This window comes from Oxalobacteraceae sp. CFBP 8761 (genome assembly GCA_014841595.1).
Taxonomy (GTDB): Bacteria; Pseudomonadota; Gammaproteobacteria; order Burkholderiales; family Burkholderiaceae_D; genus Telluria.
Map to the genome: position 1 here is coordinate 1,745,385 of JACYUE010000001.1, position 22,497 is coordinate 1,767,881.

Sequence of the window (22,497 nt, forward strand, 5' to 3'; positions counted from 1 at the left end):
AGACGGGAGCAGTGTCGCGCCTTTCCCATGTTCAGGCGCGCACTGCTGACCGGCCCGGTTGTAAGGTCAGGGGCGAACCTGCCCCTCGCCCAGCAGGTCGCCCCGCGGCCGTCTCCACTGGGGCACGGGCGCCGGACATGGCAGGCTGGCCATCGCCTTGTACGGCAGCGTCGAGAAATTGTCTTCGCCGGGCGCAGAAAAGCGGATGTCGGTGGCCTCGCCGTCGATCAGCGATGGCACGCGCGCGAAGCGCAGCCAGGCGTCGAACTGGCAATTGTCGCGCTGCAGGCCGCGCAAGCCGGCCAGGCTGCCGCCTTCGCGATATTTCCAGGCGAAATCGGCAGGCGCGCTGCCCGGCATGCCGCCGAAGCGCGCGGGGCAGGCGTCCACGCCGGTCACGCCCGGCGCCAGGCTCAGCACGCCAAGGCGGATCGCATAACTGCCGGCGCCGCCATTGTCGGTCACGGTCGCGAACGACCAGCACAGCGGGTTGGACGGGAACGCCGACAACGGCATGTCGAGCACGCGGCTGCCGGGTTCTACCTGGGCCAGGGCGCTGCGGATCTGTTCGCGCGCCAGATGCCCGGCCACCCCCTGGATGGCGATGAAGCCCATGCAGGCGACGATCGCCGTGACGAGGCCGGCGGCGCCGCCCCGGCGCGATGCCAGCGCGACCAGACCGGCCAGCAGCAGCAAGCCAACGAGCGAGCCCCACTGCAGGAAGCCCATCGTGAAAAACAGCACCGGCGCGGCGAGCATCAGCCCGGTGAGCAGCGGGCGCAGCACGCGGCCCGGCACCTGCAGCGCCAGCGCCACGCCGAGCGCGGTCCAGAACACGGGTTCGACGATGAACACGATGTCGCCATACAGCCAGCGCGCATCGAGCGGATAGAACGGGTGCACCCCGTACACGTTCAAAAAATCGAATGACAGGTGCAGCACCATGCCGAGCGCGGCCGTCGCAAGGATCGCGGTGCGCGCCGTCCGGTCACCCTGCATGAGCCGCCGCGCGCCCGGCCACAGCAGCCACATCAGGCCCAGCAGCAGGGCGATCTGCGGCAGCGCGAACAGCAGCGTGTGCGTGTGCCCCCGGTGGTGCAGCAGATAGCCCAGCGGTGGGGCCAGCAGCGGCGTGAGCACCAGATCCAGGTCAGGGAAATTGCTGGCCAGCGCGCCGGTGGCCAGCAGGACGCGGCGACGGGTGCGCCCGCGCTGCGGATCGGGGTGGGCAGGCAGGGCGCGGTCGACGAGTTCGCCGAGGGCCAGGCCGACGAGGGAGTGGGTCAGATTATCCATTTGCAAAGTTTATCCTGAAAAGCAACACCCTGACCCCTGCTACGGATGACGCACGCGCTACAGGGAAGTGACCTGGCCATTTTTGATCCAGATCAAATTTTTTTAGGAAAGTTGTCCGTACAATCCAGAACTTGCATTAAGGCAATTTCAAGGAGAGCGCAGTGCGTCACAACCAGCCCGTCACCACGACCGAATACCGGTTGCAACCGGGGCAGTCGATCGTCTCGAAAACGGATACCAAGGGCCGCATCACCTATGTGAACCCGAGCTTTGTCGAGGTCAGCGGTTTTTCCGAAGCCGAGCTCCTGGGCAAAGCCCACAATCTGGTGCGCCATCCGGCCATGCCGCCCGAGGCATTCGCCGACATGTGGCGCACGTTGCAGGGCGGTGAGCCGTGGACTGGCCTGGTCAAGAACCGCCGCAAGAATGGCGACTTCTACTGGGTCGTGGCCAATGTGGCGCCGATCCGCGAGCACGGCCAGATAACGGGCTATATGTCGGTGCGCACTGCGCCCACGCGCGAACAGGTCGAGACGGCCGGCGCGCTGTACCGCAAGTTCACGGATAACGAGGCGCGCGGACTGGCCATCGTGCGGGGGCGCGTCGTGCGTACCGGTCTGGGGCTGGAGCGTCTGCTGCGTCTGCTGCGCGATGCGCCGCTCGGTCAGCGGCTCGGCTGGCTGATGGGCGGTCAGGCGCTGCTGCTGGCGGCGCTGGGCCTGGCGGCCGGGGACGGCGTCTGGCGCGCGGCCGCCAGCGTGGGCGCGCTGGCGACGCTGGCGGCCTGGTATGGGCTGCAACGCAGCATCGTGCGGCCGCTGCACGACGCGATCGCCACCGTTCACGCGCTGGCCGGCGGCGACCTGGCGCACCCGGCGCCCACGTCGGCGGCCGGCAGTGGCGAGATGGGCCGCCTGCAACTGGCGCTGCGCCAGTTGACCGTCAACCTGACGGCGGTCATCGGCGACGTGCGCGACAACGTCAGCTCGATCGAGCACGCCACACGGGCGATCGCTGCCGGCAATGCCGACCTGGCCAGCCGCACCGAAGCGCAGGCCGCGAGCCTGGAGCAGACCGCGGGCAGTCTGGGCAATATCGCCGAGGCGGCAAACCGCAACACGGACAGCGCCGTGCGCGCCGATGGCATGGTGCTGGCCGCCACCACCGTCGCCGGGCACGGTGGCCAGGCCGTCGAGCGGGTCGGCGCGACGATGGAGGAAATCAGCGCCTCGTCAAACCGGATCGGCGACATCATCGGCCTGATCGACGGCATCGCATTCCAGACCAATCTGCTGGCGCTGAATGCCGCCGTGGAAGCGGCCCGTGCCGGCGAGCAGGGCCGGGGTTTTGCGGTCGTGGCCGGCGAGGTGCGCAGCCTGGCCCAGCGCACTGCCGGCGCCGCCCGTGAAATCACGGGACTGATCGAGGCGTCACGGGCGCACGTGGGCCAGGGCGGGCAGCTGGTGGGCGCCGCCGGCCAGACGATGCGCGACGTGGTCGGCAAGGTGGCCGATGCGGCCGCAATCATGAGTGCGATCACGGCCGCGAGCCGCGAGCAGGCGCTGGAAATCGACGGCGTGAATGCGGCCATGGTCGAACTCGATGCGATCACGCGGCGCAATGCGGCCCAGGTCGAGGAATCCGCTGCAGCCTCGGGCAACGTCGCCGATGAGGCGGCGCGCCTGTCGCTGGCGCTGTCGGTCTTCAAATTCCGGAGCACGGGAGGGCGGCTAACGCCGACTTGGCCGCGTTTGATGCACCGCATGGATTCATCCGGCATGGATCAATAAGCTGATCGCTGTTGGCGCCGCGTTGCTTCCTGCAACGCGGTCATTGCCGCAGTTTGCTGAAATCTTTTGCTGGAGTTGTTCATCATGCCGGGTCACGCCGAAATCCCTCCTGCGGTACGTTCCGCCATCGTCTTTTCTGCCGCCCGCTTCGATGGCGCCCTGCTGGCCCGCCTGGGCAAGTCGGGGCCGCGCTATACCTCGTACCCTACTGCCGATCGCTTCGGCGTCGACTTCGGCCCCGGCGACTATCTCGCCGCTGTGGCAGCGCGGCGCCAGCGCGGCGGGCGTCCGCTGTCGCTGTATGTGCACATCCCGTTTTGCGACACGGTCTGCTATTACTGCGCCTGCAACAAGATCGTGACGCGCAAACACGAGCGCGCCGCCACCTACCTCGATTACCTCAAGCGCGAGATCACGATGCAGAGCCAGCTGTTTGCCGGCATGAACGAGGTCGAACAACTGCACTTTGGCGGCGGTACGCCGACCTTTCTGCTCGATGCCGAAATGGATGACCTGATGGCGCATCTGCAGGCCAGCTTCCGTTTCGCGCCGGATGCCCTTGGTGAGTACGGGATCGAGGTGGATCCGCGTACCGTGTCGCCCGAGCGGGTGCACAGCCTGCGCCAGCAGGGGTTCAATCGCATCAGCCTGGGCGTGCAGGATTTCGATCCGGACGTGCAGCGCGCCGTGAACCGCGTCCAGCCCGAAGCCGAGACCGTGGCCATCATCGACGCCGCGCGCGCCGCCGGTTTCCGCTCGGTGAGCATCGACCTGATCTACGGCTTGCCGAAGCAGACGCTGGTCAGCATGGCGCAGACGCTCGACAAGGTCATTCAGGCCAGCCCGGACCGTATCTCGGTCTACCACTATGCCCACATGCCGCACCTGTTCAAGCCGCAGCGGCGCATCCTGGAGGCCGACATGCCGAGCGCCGACACCAAGCTCGGCATGCTCCAGTTGTGCATCGAGCGCCTGGGTGCGGCCGGTTATGTGTATATCGGGATGGACCATTTCGCCAAGCCGGGCGACGACCTTGCCGTGGCCCAGCGCCAGGGCCGGCTGCACCGCAACTTCCAGGGCTATTCCACGCATGCCGACGCCGACCTGGTCGCGTGCGGCGTGTCGAGCATCGGCGCCGTGGGTGCGACCTACAGCCAGAACGCCAAGACGCTCGAGGACTACTACGCGCTGATCGATGCCGGCGCGCTGCCGCTCCAGCGCGGCATCCGTCTGGGCATGGACGACCTGCTGCGCCGCGCGATCATCCAGAAGCTGATGTGCCAGTTCGAGTTGTCGGTCGCCGCCATCGAACAGGCGTTTCCGATCGTGTTCGCCGACTACTTCGCGGCCGAACTGGCGGCGCTGCGCGAGATGCAGGCCGATGGCCTGGTGCAGGTGGACGACGCGTGGATCAGCGTCACGCCCAAGGGGCGCCTGTTGATCCGCAACCTGTGCATGGTGTTCGATCGCTACCTTGGCCAGCAGGCCGGTGGGCCGCGCTTCTCGCGCACGATCTAGGCGCCGGGTCAGTCCCGCACGACGCGCACCACGACCGCCACCATTACGACCAGCACCGCCAGCACGCCCAGCGCCGCCAGGATGACGCCATACCACGGGCGACGCGTGTAGGCACCGCCCGTGATGACCGCGACATAGCGCTCCTGGGCGCGGCCGCCCCAGACATGCCAGCCGGCCAGCAGGCCGATCGTCGCCGAGACGGGCGGCGCCAGGTTGCGTCCGACGATGTCGCTCACGCCAAGCAGGACGCCGAACGTGACGAAGTAACCGAGCAACATGCAGCACCAGGCCCGCGCTTCCAGAGACTGGTCGTCTTCGCCCAGCGTATCCCAGTTGCACATGTGGATATAGGCACTGAAGGCAGGCGAGAGCAGCAGGCCCAGATACGTCGCCGCGCGCGGATTCCACAGGGGCAGGCTCGCGTCCAGGGTGCAGGCCTTGCTGGGCGTCGTCGGGGGCGCGTCCGGTGCGACCTCAAGAAGGGTTTCCACGGCAGTCTCCATTGGTTTCCATATGGAAACATCATGGCCGTGCACCGATGGATCATCCTTGATGCCGGGCAGGTCACGCCAAGACGCCGCACCAGGCTCTGCGCTGGCCCAAGCGTCAGTCGGCGTCGCCGGCGCCCAGGCGTGTGATGGCGCGCACGTAGACCAGTTCGGCGATCAGTTCGACCAGCGTCTGCGTCACGATGATCGCCGGCAGCAGCGGCAGCGCGCCCGGCACGGCCAGCGCCAGCGGCAGGATCACGAGCGAGTTGCGGGTGGCGCCGCTGAAGGCGACGGCGCGCGCGGCGGGCGCTGTCAGCCGGCACAGCCGCGCGACAAACCAGCCGGCCAGTGGTGCCAGCACCGCAAAGGCGAGGTAGACGGGGATGACGGCCAGCGCGGCAGCGCGCGCCTGGCCCAGCTGCGGCAGCACGGACGCCACCACGACGAACAGCACGAGCGCCGTGGCCGGCACCGGCAGCACGCCAAGCACCGCGGCGGCCTGCGCACCGGTGCGCGTGCGCGCTGCCCAATACTGCACGGCGCCCGCCAGCACCAGCGGCGCGGCGATCAGCGAGAGGAAGGCGTCGATGAATGGCGCCGGCTGGATCAGAGAGGCGGCAGCGTCGCCCAGCAGGATGCGCAGGTAGACCGGCAGCAGCGCCATCTGCGCCACCAGCAGCACGGGCGTTGCCGCCAGCAGGGCGCGTGCATCGGCGCGGCCCAGGTGCGAGAACGTGACGACGTAGTCGATGCAGGGCGCGAGCAGCACGAGCAGGACGCCAAGCCGGATGAGCGGATCGGCCGGCGTCAGCGGCAGCAGGCACGCGACCAGCAGGGGAATCACGAGAAAGTTGGTGACCAGGAGCGCGGCCAAAAAGCGCAGGTGCGTGAAGGCGCGGCCAAGTTGGGCCAGCGGCACCTGCAAAAAGGTCACGAACAGCATGAATGCCAGGGCCGGATTGACGACGGCGGCCAGCCTGGAGCTTGCCGGCGTCAAGCCCGCCACGATGGCGGCCATCGCAACGGCGCCGAAGTAGATGGCGATCTGCCGGTGTTCCAGCTTGTCGCGCAATGCCTGCATGGGTGTGTCGCCTCGTCGGATGAATGGTGCCGGTATTGTAAGATGCCGCTGTCGATCGATCGGGAGAGCATGTGCAGTACCGGAACCTCATGTTGTACTGGCTGGCCCTTGGCCTTGGCGGGCTGCTGGCTTTTCGCGTGCCCGGTGTCGGCTTCGCGCTCGGTATCGGTGCGCTGCTGTATTTCGTCTATGCGATTGGCTACTGGCTGATGTTCGTCGTGTTCCTGCACACGCGACCGCGCAGCCGTTTCGTCTTCGGCATGACCCGGCGCACCTTCGCGATCCGCCTGGCCATCGGCGCGGCCATCGTGTGCATCGGCAGCCTGCTGCTGGGCTGGAAGGTGCTGGCCTGCATCGCGGCCGCGCTGCTGTGTTACTGCGGCGAGAGCGTCTTCAAGGACCGGATGATCACGGCGGCGCGCGGCTATTCGGATTGACGGACGTTCGTTGTCGGTAGCGCGGTACTTACGCCGCACGGCAACACCGATGTTGTCGATCTGTTTACTTCCATGTTAGATTCTTGACGGCAAAAAGCAGCCACCGCCGACGACAGACAATCACAAGGAAGCCCACGACATGCCATTGACCCGCCAGCGCAGCACGCGCGCCATCATCGCCGCCCTGTTTGTTCCCGCCATGCTTGCCGGGGTGGCCTTGCCGGCAGCAGCCGCGCCAGCATCCGTCGCGCAGGCCAGCGCGAGCAAACCGGACGCCGCGTTCAACGTCTGGGCCGACCGCTTCGCCGAAGACTGGGTGCGCCTGTCGCCACAGACGGCCACGTCGACCCAGTACTTCAGCGGTGCCGAGCAGGCGCGCCTGGATCGCGAACTGACGCCGTTGACCGCCGCGCATCGCCAGAAAGCCGTGGCGCTGGCCCGCGAAGGCCTCAAGCGCCTCGATGGCTTCAACGCTGCCCCGCTGGACGCGACCCAGAAGATCTCGGCATCGGTGATGCGCTGGTCGCTGGAAAACGTGATCGCGAACGAGCCGTTCGAAGACTACAACTTCGTGTTCTCGCAGTTCAGCGGCGTGCAGAATGGCCTGGTCAACTTCATGACCAACACGCACCCGATGCGCAACAAGCAGGATGTCGACAGCTACCTGGCGCGCCTGGACCAGGTGGGCATGCGCATGGACGAAGCGCTGGTGCGCGCACGGGGCGCCGCGGCCAAAAAGCTGATCCCGCCGCGCTTTATCCTCGAGCGCGCGCAGTTCCAGGTCGACCACTTCCTCAAGCCCTCGGCGGCCGACAACGTGTTCGTGACGTCGCTGACCGAGCGCAGCGCCGAGCTGAAAGACCTGACCCCGGAAGCGCGCAGCGCCGCCATCGCCCGCGCTACCAGGATCGTCGAGACGAAGGTGCGCCCGGCCTATGCGCGCGTGCAGGCCTTCATGGCCGAGATCCATCCGGCCACCACCGACGTGGCCGGCATCTCGCGCCTGCCGAACGGCGCTGCCGCGTATGCGCGCGCATTGGAAAACTTCACCAGTACCAAGCTCAGCGCCGACCAGATCCACACGATCGGCTTGCGCGAAGTGGCGCGCATCGAAGCGGAGATGGACAAGCATCTGAAGTCGCTGGGCCTGAGCGAAGGCGGCATCGAAGCGCGCATGAAGCAGCTCGACGCGCGCTTCCAGCCGAAGGGCGAGGGCGATCCGCGCCCGGGCATCATCGCCAGCTACAACGAGATGGTGCGCGACGCCGAGCGCCGTAGTGCGCCGCTGTTCAACCTGAAGCCACGCGCACCGGTGGATGTGCGCCGGGTCCCGCCGATGACCGAGCCGTCGGCCGCCGCCCACTACAGCATGCCGGCGCCGGATGGCACGCGCCCTGGCATCTTCTGGGTGCCGCTGGTCGGCCCGACGTTCCCGATGATCCGCATGCGCAGCCTGTCGTACCACGAGGCCGTGCCGGGCCACCACTTCCAGCTCGCGATCCAGCAGGAGATGAAGGATCTGCCGAAGTTCCGCAGCCAGCGCATCTTCAGCGGCGGCAGTGCGCACTCGGAAGGCTGGGCGCTGTACACCGAGCGCCTCGCGGTGGAGCAGGGCTGGTATGAAGGCGATGTGCCGGGCCTGCTCGGCGCGCTGGGGTCGGAACTGTTCCGCGCCCGCCGCCTCGTGGCTGACACCGGCCTGCACACCAAGAACTGGACGCGCCAGCAGGCGATCGATTACGGCATGGGTGTGCAGGAAACCGAGCGCTACATCGTCTGGCCCGGCCAGGCCAATGCCTACATGATCGGCATGCTGCGTATCCTGGAACTGCGCCAGAAGGCGCAGACCGAACTGGGCGACAAGTTCTCGCTGCCGGCGTTCCATGACCTGGTGCTGGGCGCCGGGTCGGTGCCGCTGGATGTGCTGGGCAATCTGGTGGACAACTGGATTGCGGGGCAGAAGAAGGCGTGATGGCGGGCGCAGGACGTTAGCGCGTTTTTCGCAGAGCCGGTGAGATGATGACATCCCCGCGCAGGCCTGGCCTGCGCGGGGATGTTTTTATAAAGCGCGCATGGCCGCTGGGATGTGGTCCGACCCGCAATTCTGCAGCGGGACGTGACGCGCATCCACTGGACCGAACCAGTCGTACACGCTGGCGAAGCCGCCAGTGCGAAGGACCCACGCCTTCTTTGTTTTGGTGTTCATGACGATCGTGTGGCGAAAGCCATCCGCCACCTTGCTGTTGTCCCGGACCGCAACCCGAATGAATGATCCGGAATCCGTCATGTCCGGCGCTGTCGCTGCTGGAATCGGCGTTTCAAAACCTGAGAACGAGATGCCATAACGGGTTGATAACGCCTCGGACAAGGGGCATGCAGCAGCCTGAAATGAACACAGGATGAGCGCAGCGGCGACAGCAAGATGTTTCATGGATTGGTTCGTGGTGGTTTCGGGATGACTGCGTTGGGCGACCTGAAGTTTAGCGCAATCCAGGCGAGCAATGCGCCAATCCAGACGCATAAAATTGGCTCTGCAATCATTTGCAGTCCGGTGGATAAAGCGTGTGGTCCCGGAAGGCCAATTGCTGAGCTGAGCGCGATGACCGGCAAGCAGAAGATGGGCACCAGTCGACACTGCGGTCGCCCCAAGAGCCTCAGTGGACTGAATAGAAGAATCGCATAGACGATTAACTTGCACCAGATGATCAGTCTCGACGAGGCTGTCCCGCCGAAGAGGAAATACGGAAGCATGGTGAACATTCCCAAAACGAATGCAGCAATGTACCCAAGCCATGAGCGTGCACGCATAGTTATCTTTCAGGGAGCGCAATAAGTACTGCTGGCCAAATCCGGCCGATCGCGTCACCTTAGCAGACTGCCCGGCCATAAACCCGCTGGCTGTCCCGACTGGCAGGAATTAACCCGAAGCGGGTAGTGCGACATGACGTCAAGCCGCGTTAGGCATGTTGCTTGCGTACCTGGACTGGGCCCATTGGGGCAGGCCAAAGCTGGAGGTGGTATTGGTCCCTGCCCGCAAGCCCATTGGCAAAGACAGAGTCAAGCCCTTCAAAGCTGGCACGGACACGATACGACCCCGTGGGTATGTTGATGCGCACTGCGTCTGGAAAATAATCCGTGCAGCCTACCGCGACGATCGTTCCGCTTTCGACTGCGATGGAGCATTCGACAACGTGATCAAACTTGTCCGCATCGAGTAAAGGCGCATGCTCCAACACGGCGATCGTGACGGGTACGTCGCTGTTGCTGACCGTGCCGATTCCGACGGTACCTGGAGCAACCGCCAGCAGACGTTCGATAGCAGTATCCGTCCAGGCGTCAGAGAGATTGCTGTCGACTTCCTCGTCCTGAATGTAGAACTGGTGGTAATCGGCGAATAAAGTCAGCTTGTAATATGGCATCGGCACCTTGCTCAATTTCTGTTACCAATTAATCGCGACAACGTCAGGGCCTGTCTTTTTGGAGCGAATCGCATGTACACCGGCGAGTACGACGATGAGCAGCTCAGGCAGCGCCCGCCCCGTCGTTTGCCTCAGTGGTTTGTGAGCGATAGTTGGGCTGCCAGAGCGATATGCTGGTCCGGCATGATTGCCTGTGTGCGGATCGGAGCGTGTCTGCCGGATGTTATCAGCTGCATGGGCCGTTGACATGCTCGCCTTGTCACGACCCTTGCCTGAAGTATGTCTGTCTCTGACGCAGGAAATGATCTCGATACCCGGGTAGTCGGTACCCGGGTAGTCGGGACTGGCGGCGACGAGCCATCCCGGTACCGGGCAAAACGCCATTGGAAGTAGCCGACGCTACCACAGAGGTCGTCTGTGAAAGATCAGACCTGTCCCCGGCTGTACACCTCGCTGGGCGCCACGCTCGGCCTCCTGCCTGATTGCCACAACAATGCGGAGTCTTGCGGCACGCCCGGCATCAAGACCGCCAGGGAAGTTCAATTGCAGTGCCGTCTGGAAGGCAAGCAAGCACTGGAGACATCGAAAATACGGCAACGAACTGCAGGTCATCCAGGCCGGTATTGATGATCTGGTGCTCGACATTGGCAGGAATGACGACTGTCATGTCGCGAGAAAACCGTTCTACTTTCTCCCCCAAACGCAATTCTCCGGTACCGCTGCTGCAAATCACCACCTCCTCGCAATCGTGCCGATGTGGCGGCGTGGCACCACCAGGCGCAACCGATTGCTGCCATACCGACAGCTTGCTCAATCCGTCCTCATGGCCGGCGAGGGTGACATGGGAAATACCCGGAATGGCGCTGGGCAGAGGCTGTTGGTTGGAAATCACATGCATGGCTGCTCTCCTCTTGTGGAGCCATCGGGTGACGGCGTAAATACAGTATCGGCGACTCTGGATCGTTTTAAAAGACGCGTCGATTGACTAATATTGACGAAGATTTTTCTTCAATCTTTCCAGTCAGAGCGAGGGCATCATGAGCGGATTCGGTCGTTTCATTGCTTTCTCGTGCGCCGCACGCCATGGCAGCTTTGCCCAGGCGGGCAGGGAACTGGCGCTGACACCTTCCACTGTCGCCAAACGGATCAGCAGTCTGGAGAGTGAACTCGGCGTCAAGCTGTTCCACCGGACCACGCGCCAGGTCCAGCTCACCGCCGACGGCGAGGTGTTGCATGCCCGCTGCGAGAAGATACTGGCCGATATCGGCGAGCTCGAAGACTTGGCGGCGAGTTCAATCGCTGAACCGCGCGGCGACTTGAGAATCAGCCTTCCCATCACCTACGGCAAGCAGATGGTCATGCCTGTCCTGGCACGCATGCTGCGTGAGCACCCTGGGCTGCGTGCCGACGTACGCCTGTCAGACCAGCAGTGCGACCTGATTCGGGAGGGCCTGGATGCAGCAGTGCGGATCATGCCCCTCGACGATTCAAGGCTGACGTGTCGACAAGTGGACGAACAGCGCCTGACGCTGTGTGCCAGCGCTGCCTACCTGGAGCGTCGCGGCTTGCCGGCGCATCCCGACCAGTTGCCAGAACATGATTTTGTCGTCTTCCGCAACCCAACGTCGGGTCGGCAACGGCCTGTGCAACTCCAGCTCGACGGAACGATGATCAACCTGTATCCGCCTTACCGCGTCATCCTCGACGACGGCGAAGCCCTGGTGCAGGCCGCATGCCTTGGTGCAGGGCTGACCCAGGTGCCCGATTACATGGCAGCGGAAGAATTGATGCGCGGTGATCTGGTCGAGGTGCTGCCAGAGTTCAGGCCGTTCCCGATGCCGGTCAGTGTGGTTTGGCCTGGCAACAGGCTCATGCCGTCACGACTGCGGCTCTTCATCGATGCGCTGGCCGCGCATTGCCGGAACGCCCGGCTCAAACCGTAGACCCTGGAATACAAGGGGTGACTCAACTCACATTGGTGTCGTACGAATGCAAATGATAATGATTATCGTTTACATGTCCTTACATTCCCGTTAGAATCATTGTTTTTCAAGCAGTGTTTCCACCCACTTACACCGAAGAGACCGCCTCGCCATGAAAGCAATAACAAGCCGCAAGCATTCGTCCACCCGCAACCAGGTCATGCGCACTGCGCTGGCCGCTGTCCTGCTGCCGCTCGGCGCGCAGGCTGCCGGCATCGATGCAGCGGCCCCCGTCGACGTCGTTCCGGAAACCAAGGTCGAGATCGTCGGCAAGTACGAAAACGCGTTCCGCGCCGAGCAGGCGTCGTCGCCCAAGTACACCGAGCGCCTGGTCGATACTGCGCAGACGCTCCAGGTCATCAAGAAAGAACTGTTCGAGCAGCAGGGCGCCCTGACACTCACCGAAGCGCTGCGCAACACGCCAGGCGTTGGCGCGTTCTTCCTGGGCGAGAACGGGAATACCACCACCGGCGATGCGATCTTCATGCGCGGCTTCGATACGTCGAGCTCCATTTTCGTTGACGGCGTGCGCGACATCGGTTCCATCTCGCGCGACGTCTTCAACCTCGAACAGATCGAAGTGCTCAAGGGCCCGGCGGGTACCGACAACGGGCGCGGCTCGCCGACCGGCTCGGTCAACCTGGTGTCGAAGAAGGCGAGCATGACGGATGCCATGTCCACCGCGATTACCGGCGGCAGCGGCTCGCAAAAGCGCGTCACGGCCGACGTCAACAAAGTGCTGAACGAAGAGCGCGGCATCGCGCTGCGCCTGAACGTGCTGGCCCAGGACGCAGGAAGCGCCTCGCGCGACGTGGTCGAGAACAAGCGCTGGGCAATCGCGCCGAGCATCGGCTTTGGCCTGAACGGCGCCACGCGCGTGCATCTGGACTACCTGCACGTCGACCAGAACAACATCCCTGACGGTGGCGTTTATGTCATCGGCCTGCCTGGCTACACGAGCCCGGACCGCACCCGGCCTTTCGTCACCGACGGCAAGAAGGTCGATCCGAAGAATTTCTATGGTTCGACCGGCGACTACGACGACGTGAAGGCCGACATGGCCACGGTGCGCATCGAGCATGACTTCTCGCCGACGATGAAGCTGCAGAACACGAGCCGCTACGGCAAGACGTCGCAGGACTACTTGCTCAGTGCATTCCTGACCAGCGCCGCCAACCTGGGCACCCCGAACCCGGCCGACCCGAACACGTGGACGCTGGCGCGCAGCATCCGCACCGGCAAGGATCAGGAAAATAAAATCCTGACCAACGTGACGACGCTGACGTCGCAGTTCGACACCGGCGCGGTCAAGCACACGCTGGTGAGCGGTCTGGAATTGACCAGCGAGCGCCAGACCACCTGGGGCCTGACTGGCCTGGGCACGCTGCCGGCCGCGAACATCTACAACCCGAACCCGAACGATGCGCCGACCACGCCCGTGAACGTGCGCCGCACCGGCGCCTATAACGAAGGCGAGGTCGATACCCAGAGCCTGTACGTGTTCGATACCGCCAAGATCGGCGAGCGCTGGATCATCAACGGCGGCGTGCGGGTCGATCATTTCCGCGCTGACTACTCGACCGTGGCGCTGACCAATAACGTGCTCGTGCCGAACCGCTTCAAGGTCGGCGACAACCTGGTCAACGGCAAGCTGTCGGCCCTGTACAAGCCGACCGCGAACAGCAGCGTGTATGCGATGGTGGCCAGCTCGAAGCAGCCGCCGGGCGGCAACTTCACCGTCTCGGGCAATGCCAACAGCGCGCAGAATCCGATCTACGATCCGCAGGAGTCGACGACCACCGAATTTGGCGGCAAGCTCGATCTTCTCAAGTCCAAGCTGTCGCTGTCGGGCGCGCTGTTCCGCACCGATGTCAAGAACGAGGTCGAGCAGGATCCGGTCAACCTGCAGTACTACCAGACGGGCGAGAAGCGCGTGCAGGGCATCGAGCTGGGCGCAACGGGCGAACTGGCACCGCACTGGCTCGTCAGCGCCGGCTACGTCTACATGGACACCAGCGTGGAAGCGGGCCGCAACGTGACCGCCTCGGGCGAGAACAGCCTGACCTACACGCCGAAGCAATCGTTCACCGCCTGGACCTCGTATGACCTGCCATGGGGCTTGCGCATCGGCGGCGGGGCGCGCTTCTCGGACAAGCTCAAACGCGGCACCGACGGCGCCATCGGCACCCCGGCCTACACCGATTCGTACTGGGTGGTCGATGCGATGCTGGGTTACCGCTTGACGAAGAACATCGACCTGCGCCTGAACGTCTACAACCTGACCGACGAAAAATACGTCGTCGCGATCAACAAGAGCGGCTACCGCTACACGCCCGGCGTGGCGCGTTCGGCCAGCCTGACGGCCAATATCGGGTTTTAAAACCCTTGCGTTGCGGGCCGGCGAAGAGCGCTTGCGCTATACTCGCCGGCCATGCGCATACAGCTTTTTTCCGACCTTCACCTCGAACGGTACCCCGACTTCCAGCCGCAGATCCTTCCCGGCACGGATGTCGTGGTGCTGGCCGGCGACATCGGCTCGTACCAACCCGGCTCGCGCCTGCTCACGCAGGACTTCGGGCTGGAACGTTTCTCACCGCTCCTGGTGCCTGCCCTGGCGCAGGCACAGGTCCTGTTCATCCCCGGTAACCACGAATTCGACGCGCTCGACTACGACGCTACCTACGCGCGACTGCAGGAAACCTGCGCGCGCCTGGGCATTACCTGGCTGGATCGCGAAATCGTCACGATCGATGGCGTGCGTTTCATCGGCACCACGCTGTGGAGCGACTTCGATGCGCTGGTGGAAGAGGGCGCGCCGCTGACCAAGCAGCTGCAGCAGCGCACCAAGGCCTTCCGCGCCGCGAACTACTACCTGAGCAAGAACACGACCATCAAGGATGGCGAGCCGGTACTGGCCGAAGGCATCCGCGCGCTGGCGCTCGATTGCCAGGCCTGGCTGCGCGCGGCGCTGGCCACGCCGTTCGAGGGCAAGACGGTCGTGGTCACGCATTTCGCCCCGAGCCTCGAAAGTGCCGACCCGCGCTACGGCAAGACGCCCGGCACGGCCGGCTTCTGCAATTCGCTCGATGAGCTGTTCAAGCGCGCGCAGGTATGGATGCATGGCCACCTGCACTGCGCGAACGACTACGTGGTCGAGGGCCGCGATGGCCCGCTGTCGTGGGGCTGCCGCGTCGTGGCCAATCCGCTCGGGTATCTGAGCAAGGGCGAGCAGGAAGGGTATCGCCCCGCGCTGGTGATCGAGCTGTAATCACTCGCGCGGCGGGCGTTCCTGCAACAGGTTCTCCATCAGCGTGTCAATGCTGTCCACTTCGGTCGGCTGCGGTTCCTGCCGCTGCTGCTGTTCCAACTGCTGATCTGCATACTCCGCATACACCCAGTCGCCGGCGACGTTCACGACGCCGTCGGGCACCAGCGGCGCGCGTTCCGGGGCGTTGGCCAGCGCGACGCGCATGTAGTCGACCCAGATCGGCAGCGCGAGCGTCGCGCCGAATTCGCGCCCGCCCAGCGAGCGCGGTTCGTCGTAGCCCATCCACGCCACCGCCACCACTGGACCGCTGTAGCCGGCGAACCAGCCGTCGATCGCATTGCTCGTCGTGCCGGTCTTGCCGGCCAGGTCGCTTCGCCCCAGCTGGCGTGACGCGGCAGCGGCCGTGCCCACGCGCGCCACATCGCGCAGCATGCTGTCGGTGATGAACGCGTTGCGCGCATCGAGCACACGCACAGGTTCCTTGCGGGCGTGTTCGTAGACGACCTTGCCGTCGCCATCCTGGATGCGGGCGATCAGCCACGGTTCGACCCGGTAACCACCGTTCGCAAGCACCGTGTAGGCGCCAGCCATCTGCAATGGCGTAACGGCGCCCGTGCCAAGGGCCATGGTCAGGTTGCGCGGATGGCGCGCGGCGTCGAAGCCAAATTGCGCCAGGTGCGCGCGCGTGTCGTCCACGCCGATCGCCTGCAGCATGCGCACCGTGGGCACGTTTCTCGAGCGCGTCAGCGCATGGCGCACCGTGACGGGGCCTTCGAACGTATTGTCGTCATTGCGCGGCGACCAGCCGGCAGCGCCGTTGTCGCCACCAAGGTCGAGCGGCGCGTCGAGGATCGGCGTGCCAGGGAAGAAGCCCCGTTCCAGGCCGGCCGAATACACGAACGGCTTGATGCTCGATCCCGGCTGGCGCCAGGCTTGCGTCACGTGATTGAACTTGTTCAGTCCAAAGTCGAAGCCGCCGACCAGCGCGCGGTAGGCGCCCGTCCCGGCATCGACCGCGACGAAGGCGGCCGCCACTTCGGGCAGTTGCGTGATCGCCCAGTCGCCTTGCGATTTGCTCAGACGGATGATGGCGCCGGGCGAGAGCTTGACGCCAGCTTTCGCTGCCGGTGCCAGCGCACCTGCAGCAAAACGCAGGCCAGCGCCGGTAATCTCGATCGTCTCGCCGCCCGTCGTGGCAGCCCGTACGCGTTTGGCCGAGGCGCTCACGACGACGGCTGGCACGAAGCCGTCCACGGCCGGGCGTTTCTGCAGCGCTGCGGCCACCGCATCGTCCCGCGCGTCGCCCGCGGTCGGCAGCGCGATGCGCGCTTCCGGGCCGCGGTAGCCATGGCGCCGGTCGTAGGCGACGACGTTGCGGCGCACCGCATCCCAGGCGGCTTCCTGTTCGGCGGCGATGACGGTCGTCGTTACCGTGATCCCTCGTTCGTAGGCCGCCGCGCCAAAGCGCGTATGCACGGCCTGGCGCGCGATCTCGGCGACCCAGGCGGCGCGCCCACCGTAGCCGGCGCCGTCACGCCTGAGGGTCAACGGCTCGGCCAGCGCGCGCCGGTACTGCGGCTCGGTGATCGCCTTTAACTCGAACATGCGGCGCAGGACCGTCTGCTGGCGTTTTTTTGCCGCCGCCGGGTTCGTGATGGGATTGCTGCTCGATGGATTCTGTGGCAGGCCGGCGAGCATCGCCGTTTCCGCCAGCGTCAGGTCGTTCAGCGATTTGCCGAAGTAGGTGCGCGCGGCGCTGGAAAAGCCGTACGAGCGCTGGCCCAGATAGATCTGGTTCAGGTAGACCTCGAAGATCTGGTCCTTGGTCAGCGCCTTCTCGATCTTGTAAGCCAGCGCGATTTCGGTGAGCTTGCGTGGCAGCGTCTTGTCGCGCGACAGAAAGAAGTTGCGCGCCACCTGCATCGTGATGGTCGACGCGCCCTGGCTGCCGAAGTCGGTGATGTTCGCTTTGGCCGCGCCCAGTGCCCGGATCCAGTCGATCCCGCCATGCTCGTAGAAGCGCGTGTCTTCGATCGCCAGCACGGCGGTCTTCATCAGGGCGGGCACCTTCGCGATCTGCACGAAGTCGCGCCGCTCGGCGCCGAATTCCCCGATCAGCACCTTGTCGGCGCTATAGACGCGCAGCGGAATCTTGGGGCGGTAGTCGGTGACAGCACTGATGTCCGGCACCTCGGGCAGGATCGACGCGCCCACCGGCAGCGGGGCAGCGAGGATCAGTACAGACAACAGCAAGGGCAGGAACGGGCGGGCAGGCATCATGGCAAATAGTCAGGTAGGTAGTCAGGGCATCGTCGATAAATCGTCGGTGAATCGTCACGACGATTCGATGCCGATCTTACGTCCGCCTGGCTGCGCCTGCTGGCTTTGAAACCGGGTATTACAACTTGCGCTACGAGGGTGCACCCGGCGCTACCTGCTTCGATCTGTGCATCATTCCATCGGGCTGCACACATCCGTGCCCGCCGCCAGCGCCTTGAGCTTGACCGGATCGAGCAGCGTGACCTCGCGCTTGTCGACGGCGAGCCAGCCCTGTTTCTTGAAGCGCGACAGCAGTCGGCTGATGCTCTCGATCGTCAGGCCCAGGTAATTGCCGATGTCTTCGCGCGACATGCGTAGCTGGAACCGGGTACTCGAATAGCCGCGCGCCGCGTAACGCGCCGACAGATTGACGAGGAAGACGGCGAAGCGCTGCTCGGCGCGCATATTGCCAAGCAGGAGCATGACGTTCTGCTCGCGCGTGATTTCCTGGCTCATGATGCGGTGGAAGTGGCGCAGCAGCGCCGGCACTTCGCCGAACAGTTCTTCGAGCCGCACGAACGGGATCTCGCACACTTCGCTGTCCTCGAGCGCAACGGCGTCGCAATGGTGCGTGCCGCTGATCGCGTCCATGCCCAGCAATTCGCCGGCCATCTGAAAGCCCGTGATCTGGGCTTCGCCGGCGGCGTTGACCTGAAAGGTCTTGAAGTGGCCGAAGCGCACCGCATACAGGTTGCGAAACGGCTCGCCGACCTGATACAGGCGCTCGTCGCGTGCCAGCCGCCGGCGCCGGCCGATGATCTGATCGAGGCGCACGATGTCGGCGTCTTCCAGGCCCATCGGAAGACACAGCTGGTGCATGCTGCAGCTTGCGCAGGACTTGAGCGCCTGGATGCTCACGAGCGGTTCGGAAGGGGAGGAGGAAGCTGGAATCATGGGATAGGCCGGCAGAGGTTCAGCCCGGATTATAGTCCCGCTGTCAGCTTTCCCCGTCAGTATCGCTCTGGCCCTTTGGCTCGGCCAGCTTCACGCCGCGCCGGGCCAGGCCTTCGCGCAGCAGGAATTCGATTTCCGCGTTCACGCTGCGCAGGTCGCGCGCGGCCAGGCGCTGCAGTTCATCCCACAGCGCCGGGTCGATCCGTAGCGCGAATGCTTTTTTTCCTGGACTTGCCATACTGGTCGGCCGCTAGTTGTACAGCGTGCCCGTGTTGATGATCGGTTGCGTTTCCTTGTCCGAGCACAGTACCACGAGCAGATTGCTGACCATCGCCGCCTTGCGCTCGTCGTCCAGCTCCACGATGCCGCGCTCCGACAATCCTTTCAGCGCCGCTTCGACCATGCTCACAGCGCCATGCACGATCTTGCTGCGGGCGCTGATGATGGCTTCGGCCTGCTGGCGCCGCAGCATGACCTGGGCGATTTCGGCGGCGTAGGCAAGATGGGTCAGCTTGGCGTCGAGCACCTCGACACCGGCCGCTTCGAAGCGTGCCTGCAACTCGGTCTTGAGGGCATCGGCGACGACATCCATGCCGGCGCGCAGCGTGGTCTCGCCCTGCGGCAGATCCTCGCCTTCGTCGTACGCGTATTGCGAGGCCAGGTGCCGCAGCGCTGCTTCGGCCTGGATCGATACGTAGCGCTCGAAATCGTCGACTTCAAACACGGCCTGCGCCGTGTCGCGCACGCGCCAGACAACCGCCGCGCTGATTTCCACCGGATTGCCGCGCTTGTCGTTGACCTTCAGCGTGGGCGCATTGAAGTTGCGGGCGCGCAGCGACAGGCGCCGCTTGACGTACAGCGGGAAAGCCCAGCGCAGGCCTTCGCTGCGGTCGGTGCCGATGTATTTGCCGAACAGGGTGAGGATGGCGCTTTCGTTCGGCTGCAGCATGAACAGGCCCGTCAGGCACAGCAGACCGGCAAGTCCCATCGCGACGGCACCCAGGAGCGGCAAGCCGGCGGGCGTTTCGACGCCAGTCTTGAACAGGTAGGCTGCACCCAGCAGGAAAACAATGCCGGCGCAGGCGGCCAGGTAGCCATTCGCGGACGAAAATGCCTTTTCGCGGCGGGTATGCGATGCGTTCATGCTTGACCTCTTCTAGGTGGGTGTGACATCAAAGTGATATCACTTTAGGATTGCCAGAAAGTATTGTCAAGCGATTTGGTGAACGCCCTGAAACTGCCAATCAGCGTTAGTCGGCCAGGCCTTTTTGCAGCAGCTCGGCCACCAGCGCATTGAGTTCGACGCCGCGCTCCTTGCTCAGCGTTTGCAGCTGCGCCACCAGGTCGCCATTGAGCTTGACGGCGAACGGCACCAGTCCCAGCGCACGGTCGCGTTCGCGCTGTTCGCGGCGATCCGGCGCCGCATCTTTTGCTGGCGCGCCGACGACGGCGCCCCGGGCAGCCATCTGGCCTTGAATCTTCTTGGCGTCGCCTTTTGCCATGTCAGTCTTTTTCATCACGTGCCTTTAGTTTGTTGGAGCCGAATTCTACTCTCGAAACGGACCGCCAACGGGAATTGGCAAGCCGCGCGCATTTGGTGGCATGATGGCGGGGCAGCACGACAGCAGGCGCGCCGCGGTGCAGCCTGCACCTGCAACCCCATCAGGAGACCACCATGACGCCCAACCAGCGCTTCGTGCAGGCGCGCGACTTCCTCCAGCAGCACCGGCTCGACTACGAGACCGCCTGCCGCGACTACCAGCCCCCGCAGCTGTCCACCTTCAACTGGGCGCTCGACTTTTTCGACCACCAGGCCCGGGACAACCACGGCATTGCGCTGTGGGTCGTCGATGAAGACGGCACCGAGCACAAGGTCACGTTCGCCGACATGGCCGCCCGCTCCAGCCAGGTGGCCGAGTACCTGCGCAACTGCGGCGTGCGGCGTGGCGACCGGGTGCTGCTGATGCTGCCGAACCGGGTCGAACTGTGGGAAGTCATGCTCGCCGGGATCAAGCTGGGCGCCGTGCTGGTGCCCACGACGATGCTGCTATCCGGCGACGACCTGGCCGACCGGATCGCGCGCGGCGCCGTCAGGCACGTGATCGCGCAGGCATCCGAGACGCACAAGTTCGATGCGCTGCCGGGCTGTTTCACCCGCATCGCGGTGGGCGGCGCGCACGAAGGCAGCAATGAAGGGTGGCATGACTACGCAGCCAGCCATGCGGTGGTGAGCGTGTTCGTGCCCGAGGGCGAGACGCTGGCCACCGATCCGCTGCTGCTGTACTTCACGTCCGGTACCACGGCGCGGCCGAAACTCGTGCTGCACACGCACCAGAGCTATCCCGTCGGCCACCTGTCGACGATGTACTGGATCGGCCTGCAGGCGGGCGACATCCACTGGAATATCAGCTCGCCCGGCTGGGCCAAGCATGCCTGGAGCTGCTTCTTCGCGCCATGGAATGCGGGCGCCACCGTGTTCGTCTACAACTACGAGCGCTTCGCCGGCGCTGCCGTCCTGAACGTGATCGAACGCTGCGGCGTGACCTCGCTGTGCGCGCCGCCGACCGTCTGGCGCATGCTGATCAAGGAAGACCTGGCCGCCTGCAAGCCGGCCCTGCGCGAACTGGTGGGGGCGGGCGAGCCGCTCAATCCCGAAGTCATCGAACAGGTCGAGCGCGCCTGGGGCATCCGCATCCGCGACGGCTTCGGCCAGTCCGAGACCACCTGCCAGATCGGCAATTCGCCAGGCCAGCCGCTCAAGCCCGGCTCGATGGGTCGCGCGCTGCCGGGCTATCGCATCGCGCTGCTCGACATCGATGACGTACCGGCCACCGAAGGCGAGATCGCCGTGGCGCTGGCAGCCAATCCGGTCGGCCTGATGGCGGGCTACGAAGGCGATGCCGACAAGACGCGCGACGTCATGCGCGCCGGTCACTACCACACGGGCGACACGGCGGCGATCGACAGCGATGGCTACTATTTCTATGTGGGCCGCAACGACGACGTGTTCAAGTCGGCCGATTACCGCATCAGCCCCTTCGAACTCGAGAGCGTGCTGATCGAACACGAAAGCGTGCTCGAAGCGGCGATCGTGCCCAGTCCCGACCCGCTGCGGCTGTCGGTGCCGAAGGCCTTCGTCACGCTGCGCGCCGGCGTCGCGCCGAGCCGCGAGATGGCCGCCGCGCTGTTCGCGTTCAGCCGCGCGCGGCTGGCGCCGTACCAGCGGATCCGGCGCATCACATTCCGCGAGCTGCCCAAGACCATCTCGGGCAAGATCCGGCGCGTCGAGTTGCGGCGCGAAGAAGCAGGGCGGACCGGCGGGGCAGGCGACGCGCCCGAATACCGCGAGGAAGATTTCCCCGTGTAGCGGCAAGTGCGTGGCGTTTCGGGCGAATGCGGCCATAATGGATGCTCTCTTTTTTCTCGCCCAAGCGCCACCTCGATGACCACCAAGCGAACCCTGTCCACGCCGACCGACATTGATACCAATACCGCCGCAACCGACAGCGGCCCGTCGTACGAAGTGCGCCAGTCGCCGATCCACGGTAACGGCGTTTTCGCCAAGAAGCCCATTGCCGCGGGCGAGCGCATCATCGAGTACCGCGGTGAGCGCATCAGCTGGGACCTCGCGACCGAGCGCGCCGACAAGGCCGGCGGCCCGGTCAACCATACCTTCTATTTCAGCCTGGCCGACGGCCGCGTGATCGACGGCGGCCGGCGCGGCAACGAGGCGCGCTGGATCAACCACGCCTGCTCGCCCAACTGCGAAGCGTTCGAAGATGAAGGCAAGGTCTATATCCACGCGATGCACGACATCGACGCCGGTGAAGAGCTGAACTACAATTACGCCCTGATCTACGAAGAGCGCCATACGCCCAAGCTCAAGAAACTGTTCGCCTGCCGCTGCGGTACGCCCGGCTGCACCGGCACGATGCTTGCGCCGAAGCGCCGCACCCGCACGCCAGCCGCCGGTAAATGAACCAAGCCCCGGCTGGCCTGGTC

The 22,497-nt window shown here is 64.9% G+C and carries 20 protein-coding genes; 9 read left to right on the top strand and 11 right to left on the bottom strand.

Annotation, left to right across the window (positions count from 1 at the left end; all coding sequences use genetic code 11):
* Positions 1-66: 66 nt before the first annotated feature.
* Positions 67-1,296, bottom strand: coding sequence for a metal-dependent hydrolase (locus IFU00_07745; protein MBD8542168.1), 1,230 nt, complete (start codon positions 1,294-1,296; stop codon positions 67-69).
* 161 nt (positions 1,297-1,457) lie between these two features.
* Here IFU00_07745 and IFU00_07750 point away from each other — a divergent pair, with 161 nt between their 5' ends.
* The gene (locus IFU00_07750; GenBank protein MBD8542169.1) at positions 1,458-3,086 is read left to right on the top strand and encodes a PAS domain S-box protein; all 1,629 of its coding nucleotides are present in this window, start codon (positions 1,458-1,460) and stop codon (positions 3,084-3,086) included.
* Positions 3,087-3,170: 84 nt separating this feature from the next.
* A complete protein-coding gene (gene hemN, locus IFU00_07755; protein ID MBD8542170.1) occupies positions 3,171-4,604 on the top strand; it encodes an oxygen-independent coproporphyrinogen III oxidase in 1,434 nt (477 codons plus the stop codon).
* 8 nt (positions 4,605-4,612) lie between these two features.
* On the opposite strand, the gene IFU00_07760 is transcribed toward hemN, so the two are convergent.
* A complete protein-coding gene (locus IFU00_07760; protein ID MBD8542171.1) occupies positions 4,613-5,095 on the bottom strand; it encodes a hypothetical protein in 483 nt (160 codons plus the stop codon).
* 115 nt (positions 5,096-5,210) lie between these two features.
* A complete protein-coding gene (locus tag IFU00_07765; GenBank protein MBD8542172.1) occupies positions 5,211-6,176 on the bottom strand; it encodes an arsenic resistance protein in 966 nt (321 codons plus the stop codon).
* A gap of 89 nt (positions 6,177-6,265) precedes the next feature.
* Here IFU00_07765 and IFU00_07770 point away from each other — a divergent pair, with 89 nt between their 5' ends.
* Both IFU00_07770 and IFU00_07775 read left to right on the top strand, forming a co-directional pair.
* The gene (locus IFU00_07770; GenBank protein ID MBD8542173.1) at positions 6,266-6,613 is read left to right on the top strand and encodes a hypothetical protein; all 348 of its coding nucleotides are present in this window, start codon (positions 6,266-6,268) and stop codon (positions 6,611-6,613) included.
* Positions 6,614-6,752: 139 nt separating this feature from the next.
* Positions 6,753-8,585, top strand: coding sequence for a DUF885 domain-containing protein (locus IFU00_07775; protein ID MBD8542174.1), 1,833 nt, complete (start codon positions 6,753-6,755; stop codon positions 8,583-8,585).
* Between the two features lie 87 nt (positions 8,586-8,672).
* Here the strand turns inward: IFU00_07775 and IFU00_07780 are convergent, their stop codons facing one another.
* From IFU00_07780 to IFU00_07790, 3 genes are all read right to left on the bottom strand, one after another.
* Positions 8,673-9,044 (bottom strand): hypothetical protein, encoded by a 372-nt coding sequence (locus tag IFU00_07780; protein ID MBD8542175.1) that lies wholly within the window; start codon positions 9,042-9,044, stop codon positions 8,673-8,675.
* 526 nt (positions 9,045-9,570) lie between these two features.
* On the bottom strand, positions 9,571-10,032 hold the full coding sequence (locus IFU00_07785; GenBank protein ID MBD8542176.1) for a hypothetical protein: 462 nt from the start codon (positions 10,030-10,032) through the stop codon (positions 9,571-9,573).
* Positions 10,033-10,552: 520 nt separating this feature from the next.
* The gene (locus IFU00_07790; protein ID MBD8542177.1) at positions 10,553-10,930 is read right to left on the bottom strand and encodes a cupin domain-containing protein; all 378 of its coding nucleotides are present in this window, start codon (positions 10,928-10,930) and stop codon (positions 10,553-10,555) included.
* Positions 10,931-11,069: 139 nt separating this feature from the next.
* Between IFU00_07790 and IFU00_07795 the strand changes: the two genes are divergently transcribed.
* The 3 genes from IFU00_07795 (at position 11,070) to IFU00_07805 (ending at position 15,282) form a co-directional block, all read left to right on the top strand.
* Complete coding sequence (locus tag IFU00_07795; GenBank protein MBD8542178.1) at positions 11,070-11,975, top strand: LysR family transcriptional regulator; 906 nt, start codon at positions 11,070-11,072, stop codon at positions 11,973-11,975.
* Positions 11,976-12,126: 151 nt separating this feature from the next.
* Positions 12,127-14,394 carry a catecholate siderophore receptor Fiu gene (locus tag IFU00_07800; GenBank protein ID MBD8542179.1) on the top strand — a complete coding sequence of 756 codons (2,268 nt, stop codon included), beginning with the start codon at positions 12,127-12,129 and terminating at the stop codon, positions 14,392-14,394.
* Positions 14,395-14,445: 51 nt separating this feature from the next.
* Complete coding sequence (locus IFU00_07805; protein MBD8542180.1) at positions 14,446-15,282, top strand: metallophosphoesterase; 837 nt, start codon at positions 14,446-14,448, stop codon at positions 15,280-15,282.
* Here IFU00_07805 and IFU00_07810 read toward each other — a convergent pair whose 3' ends face one another.
* The 5 genes from IFU00_07810 to IFU00_07830 all read right to left on the bottom strand — a co-directional run bounded on the left by IFU00_07810 (position 15,283) and on the right by IFU00_07830 (position 20,012).
* Positions 15,283-17,562, bottom strand: coding sequence for a PBP1A family penicillin-binding protein (locus IFU00_07810; GenBank protein ID MBD8542181.1), 2,280 nt, complete (start codon positions 17,560-17,562; stop codon positions 15,283-15,285).
* A gap of 171 nt (positions 17,563-17,733) precedes the next feature.
* Positions 17,734-18,495: a fumarate/nitrate reduction transcriptional regulator Fnr gene (fnr, locus tag IFU00_07815; GenBank protein MBD8542182.1), complete on the bottom strand. Its 762-nt coding sequence runs from the start codon at positions 18,493-18,495 to the stop codon at positions 17,734-17,736.
* 43 nt (positions 18,496-18,538) lie between these two features.
* Complete coding sequence (locus tag IFU00_07820) at positions 18,539-18,733, bottom strand: hypothetical protein (protein ID MBD8542183.1); 195 nt, start codon at positions 18,731-18,733, stop codon at positions 18,539-18,541.
* 12 nt (positions 18,734-18,745) lie between these two features.
* Complete coding sequence (locus tag IFU00_07825) at positions 18,746-19,639, bottom strand: SPFH domain-containing protein (GenBank protein MBD8542184.1); 894 nt, start codon at positions 19,637-19,639, stop codon at positions 18,746-18,748.
* A gap of 106 nt (positions 19,640-19,745) precedes the next feature.
* On the bottom strand, positions 19,746-20,012 hold the full coding sequence (locus IFU00_07830; GenBank protein MBD8542185.1) for a hypothetical protein: 267 nt from the start codon (positions 20,010-20,012) through the stop codon (positions 19,746-19,748).
* Between the two features lie 158 nt (positions 20,013-20,170).
* Between IFU00_07830 and IFU00_07835 the strand changes: the two genes are divergently transcribed.
* Both IFU00_07835 and IFU00_07840 read left to right on the top strand, forming a co-directional pair.
* Positions 20,171-21,862 (top strand): AMP-binding protein, encoded by a 1,692-nt coding sequence (locus tag IFU00_07835; protein MBD8542186.1) that lies wholly within the window; start codon positions 20,171-20,173, stop codon positions 21,860-21,862.
* Positions 21,863-21,937: 75 nt separating this feature from the next.
* On the top strand, positions 21,938-22,474 hold the full coding sequence (locus IFU00_07840) for an SET domain-containing protein-lysine N-methyltransferase (GenBank protein ID MBD8542187.1): 537 nt from the start codon (positions 21,938-21,940) through the stop codon (positions 22,472-22,474).
* The last annotated feature ends 23 nt before the right edge of the window (positions 22,475-22,497 follow it).

Excerpts from the sequence above, each read along its gene's own strand:
- IFU00_07805 (MBD8542180.1), top strand. The coding sequence starts at position 14,446 with ATGCGCATACAGCTTTTTTCCGACCTTCACCTCGAACGGTACCCCGAC.
- fnr (MBD8542182.1), bottom strand. The coding sequence starts at position 18,495 with ATGATTCCAGCTTCCTCCTCCCCTTCCGAACCGCTCGTGAGCATCCAG.
- IFU00_07835 (MBD8542186.1), top strand. The coding sequence starts at position 20,171 with ATGACGCCCAACCAGCGCTTCGTGCAGGCGCGCGACTTCCTCCAGCAG.
- IFU00_07825 (MBD8542184.1), bottom strand. The coding sequence starts at position 19,639 with ATGAACGCATCGCATACCCGCCGCGAAAAGGCATTTTCGTCCGCGAAT.
- IFU00_07780 (MBD8542175.1), bottom strand. The coding sequence starts at position 9,044 with ATGAAACATCTTGCTGTCGCCGCTGCGCTCATCCTGTGTTCATTTCAG.
- IFU00_07820 (MBD8542183.1), bottom strand. The coding sequence starts at position 18,733 with ATGGCAAGTCCAGGAAAAAAAGCATTCGCGCTACGGATCGACCCGGCG.
- IFU00_07830 (MBD8542185.1), bottom strand. The coding sequence starts at position 20,012 with ATGAAAAAGACTGACATGGCAAAAGGCGACGCCAAGAAGATTCAAGGC.
- IFU00_07770 (MBD8542173.1), top strand. The coding sequence starts at position 6,266 with ATGTTGTACTGGCTGGCCCTTGGCCTTGGCGGGCTGCTGGCTTTTCGC.
- IFU00_07795 (MBD8542178.1), top strand. The coding sequence starts at position 11,070 with ATGAGCGGATTCGGTCGTTTCATTGCTTTCTCGTGCGCCGCACGCCAT.
- IFU00_07775 (MBD8542174.1), top strand. The coding sequence starts at position 6,753 with ATGCCATTGACCCGCCAGCGCAGCACGCGCGCCATCATCGCCGCCCTG.
- IFU00_07785 (MBD8542176.1), bottom strand. The coding sequence starts at position 10,032 with ATGCCATATTACAAGCTGACTTTATTCGCCGATTACCACCAGTTCTAC.
- IFU00_07765 (MBD8542172.1), bottom strand. The coding sequence starts at position 6,176 with ATGCAGGCATTGCGCGACAAGCTGGAACACCGGCAGATCGCCATCTAC.
- IFU00_07745 (MBD8542168.1), bottom strand. The coding sequence starts at position 1,296 with ATGGATAATCTGACCCACTCCCTCGTCGGCCTGGCCCTCGGCGAACTC.
- IFU00_07840 (MBD8542187.1), top strand. The coding sequence starts at position 21,938 with ATGACCACCAAGCGAACCCTGTCCACGCCGACCGACATTGATACCAAT.
- hemN (MBD8542170.1), top strand. The coding sequence starts at position 3,171 with ATGCCGGGTCACGCCGAAATCCCTCCTGCGGTACGTTCCGCCATCGTC.
- IFU00_07800 (MBD8542179.1), top strand. The coding sequence starts at position 12,127 with ATGAAAGCAATAACAAGCCGCAAGCATTCGTCCACCCGCAACCAGGTC.
- IFU00_07810 (MBD8542181.1), bottom strand. The coding sequence starts at position 17,562 with ATGATGCCTGCCCGCCCGTTCCTGCCCTTGCTGTTGTCTGTACTGATC.
- IFU00_07790 (MBD8542177.1), bottom strand. The coding sequence starts at position 10,930 with ATGCATGTGATTTCCAACCAACAGCCTCTGCCCAGCGCCATTCCGGGT.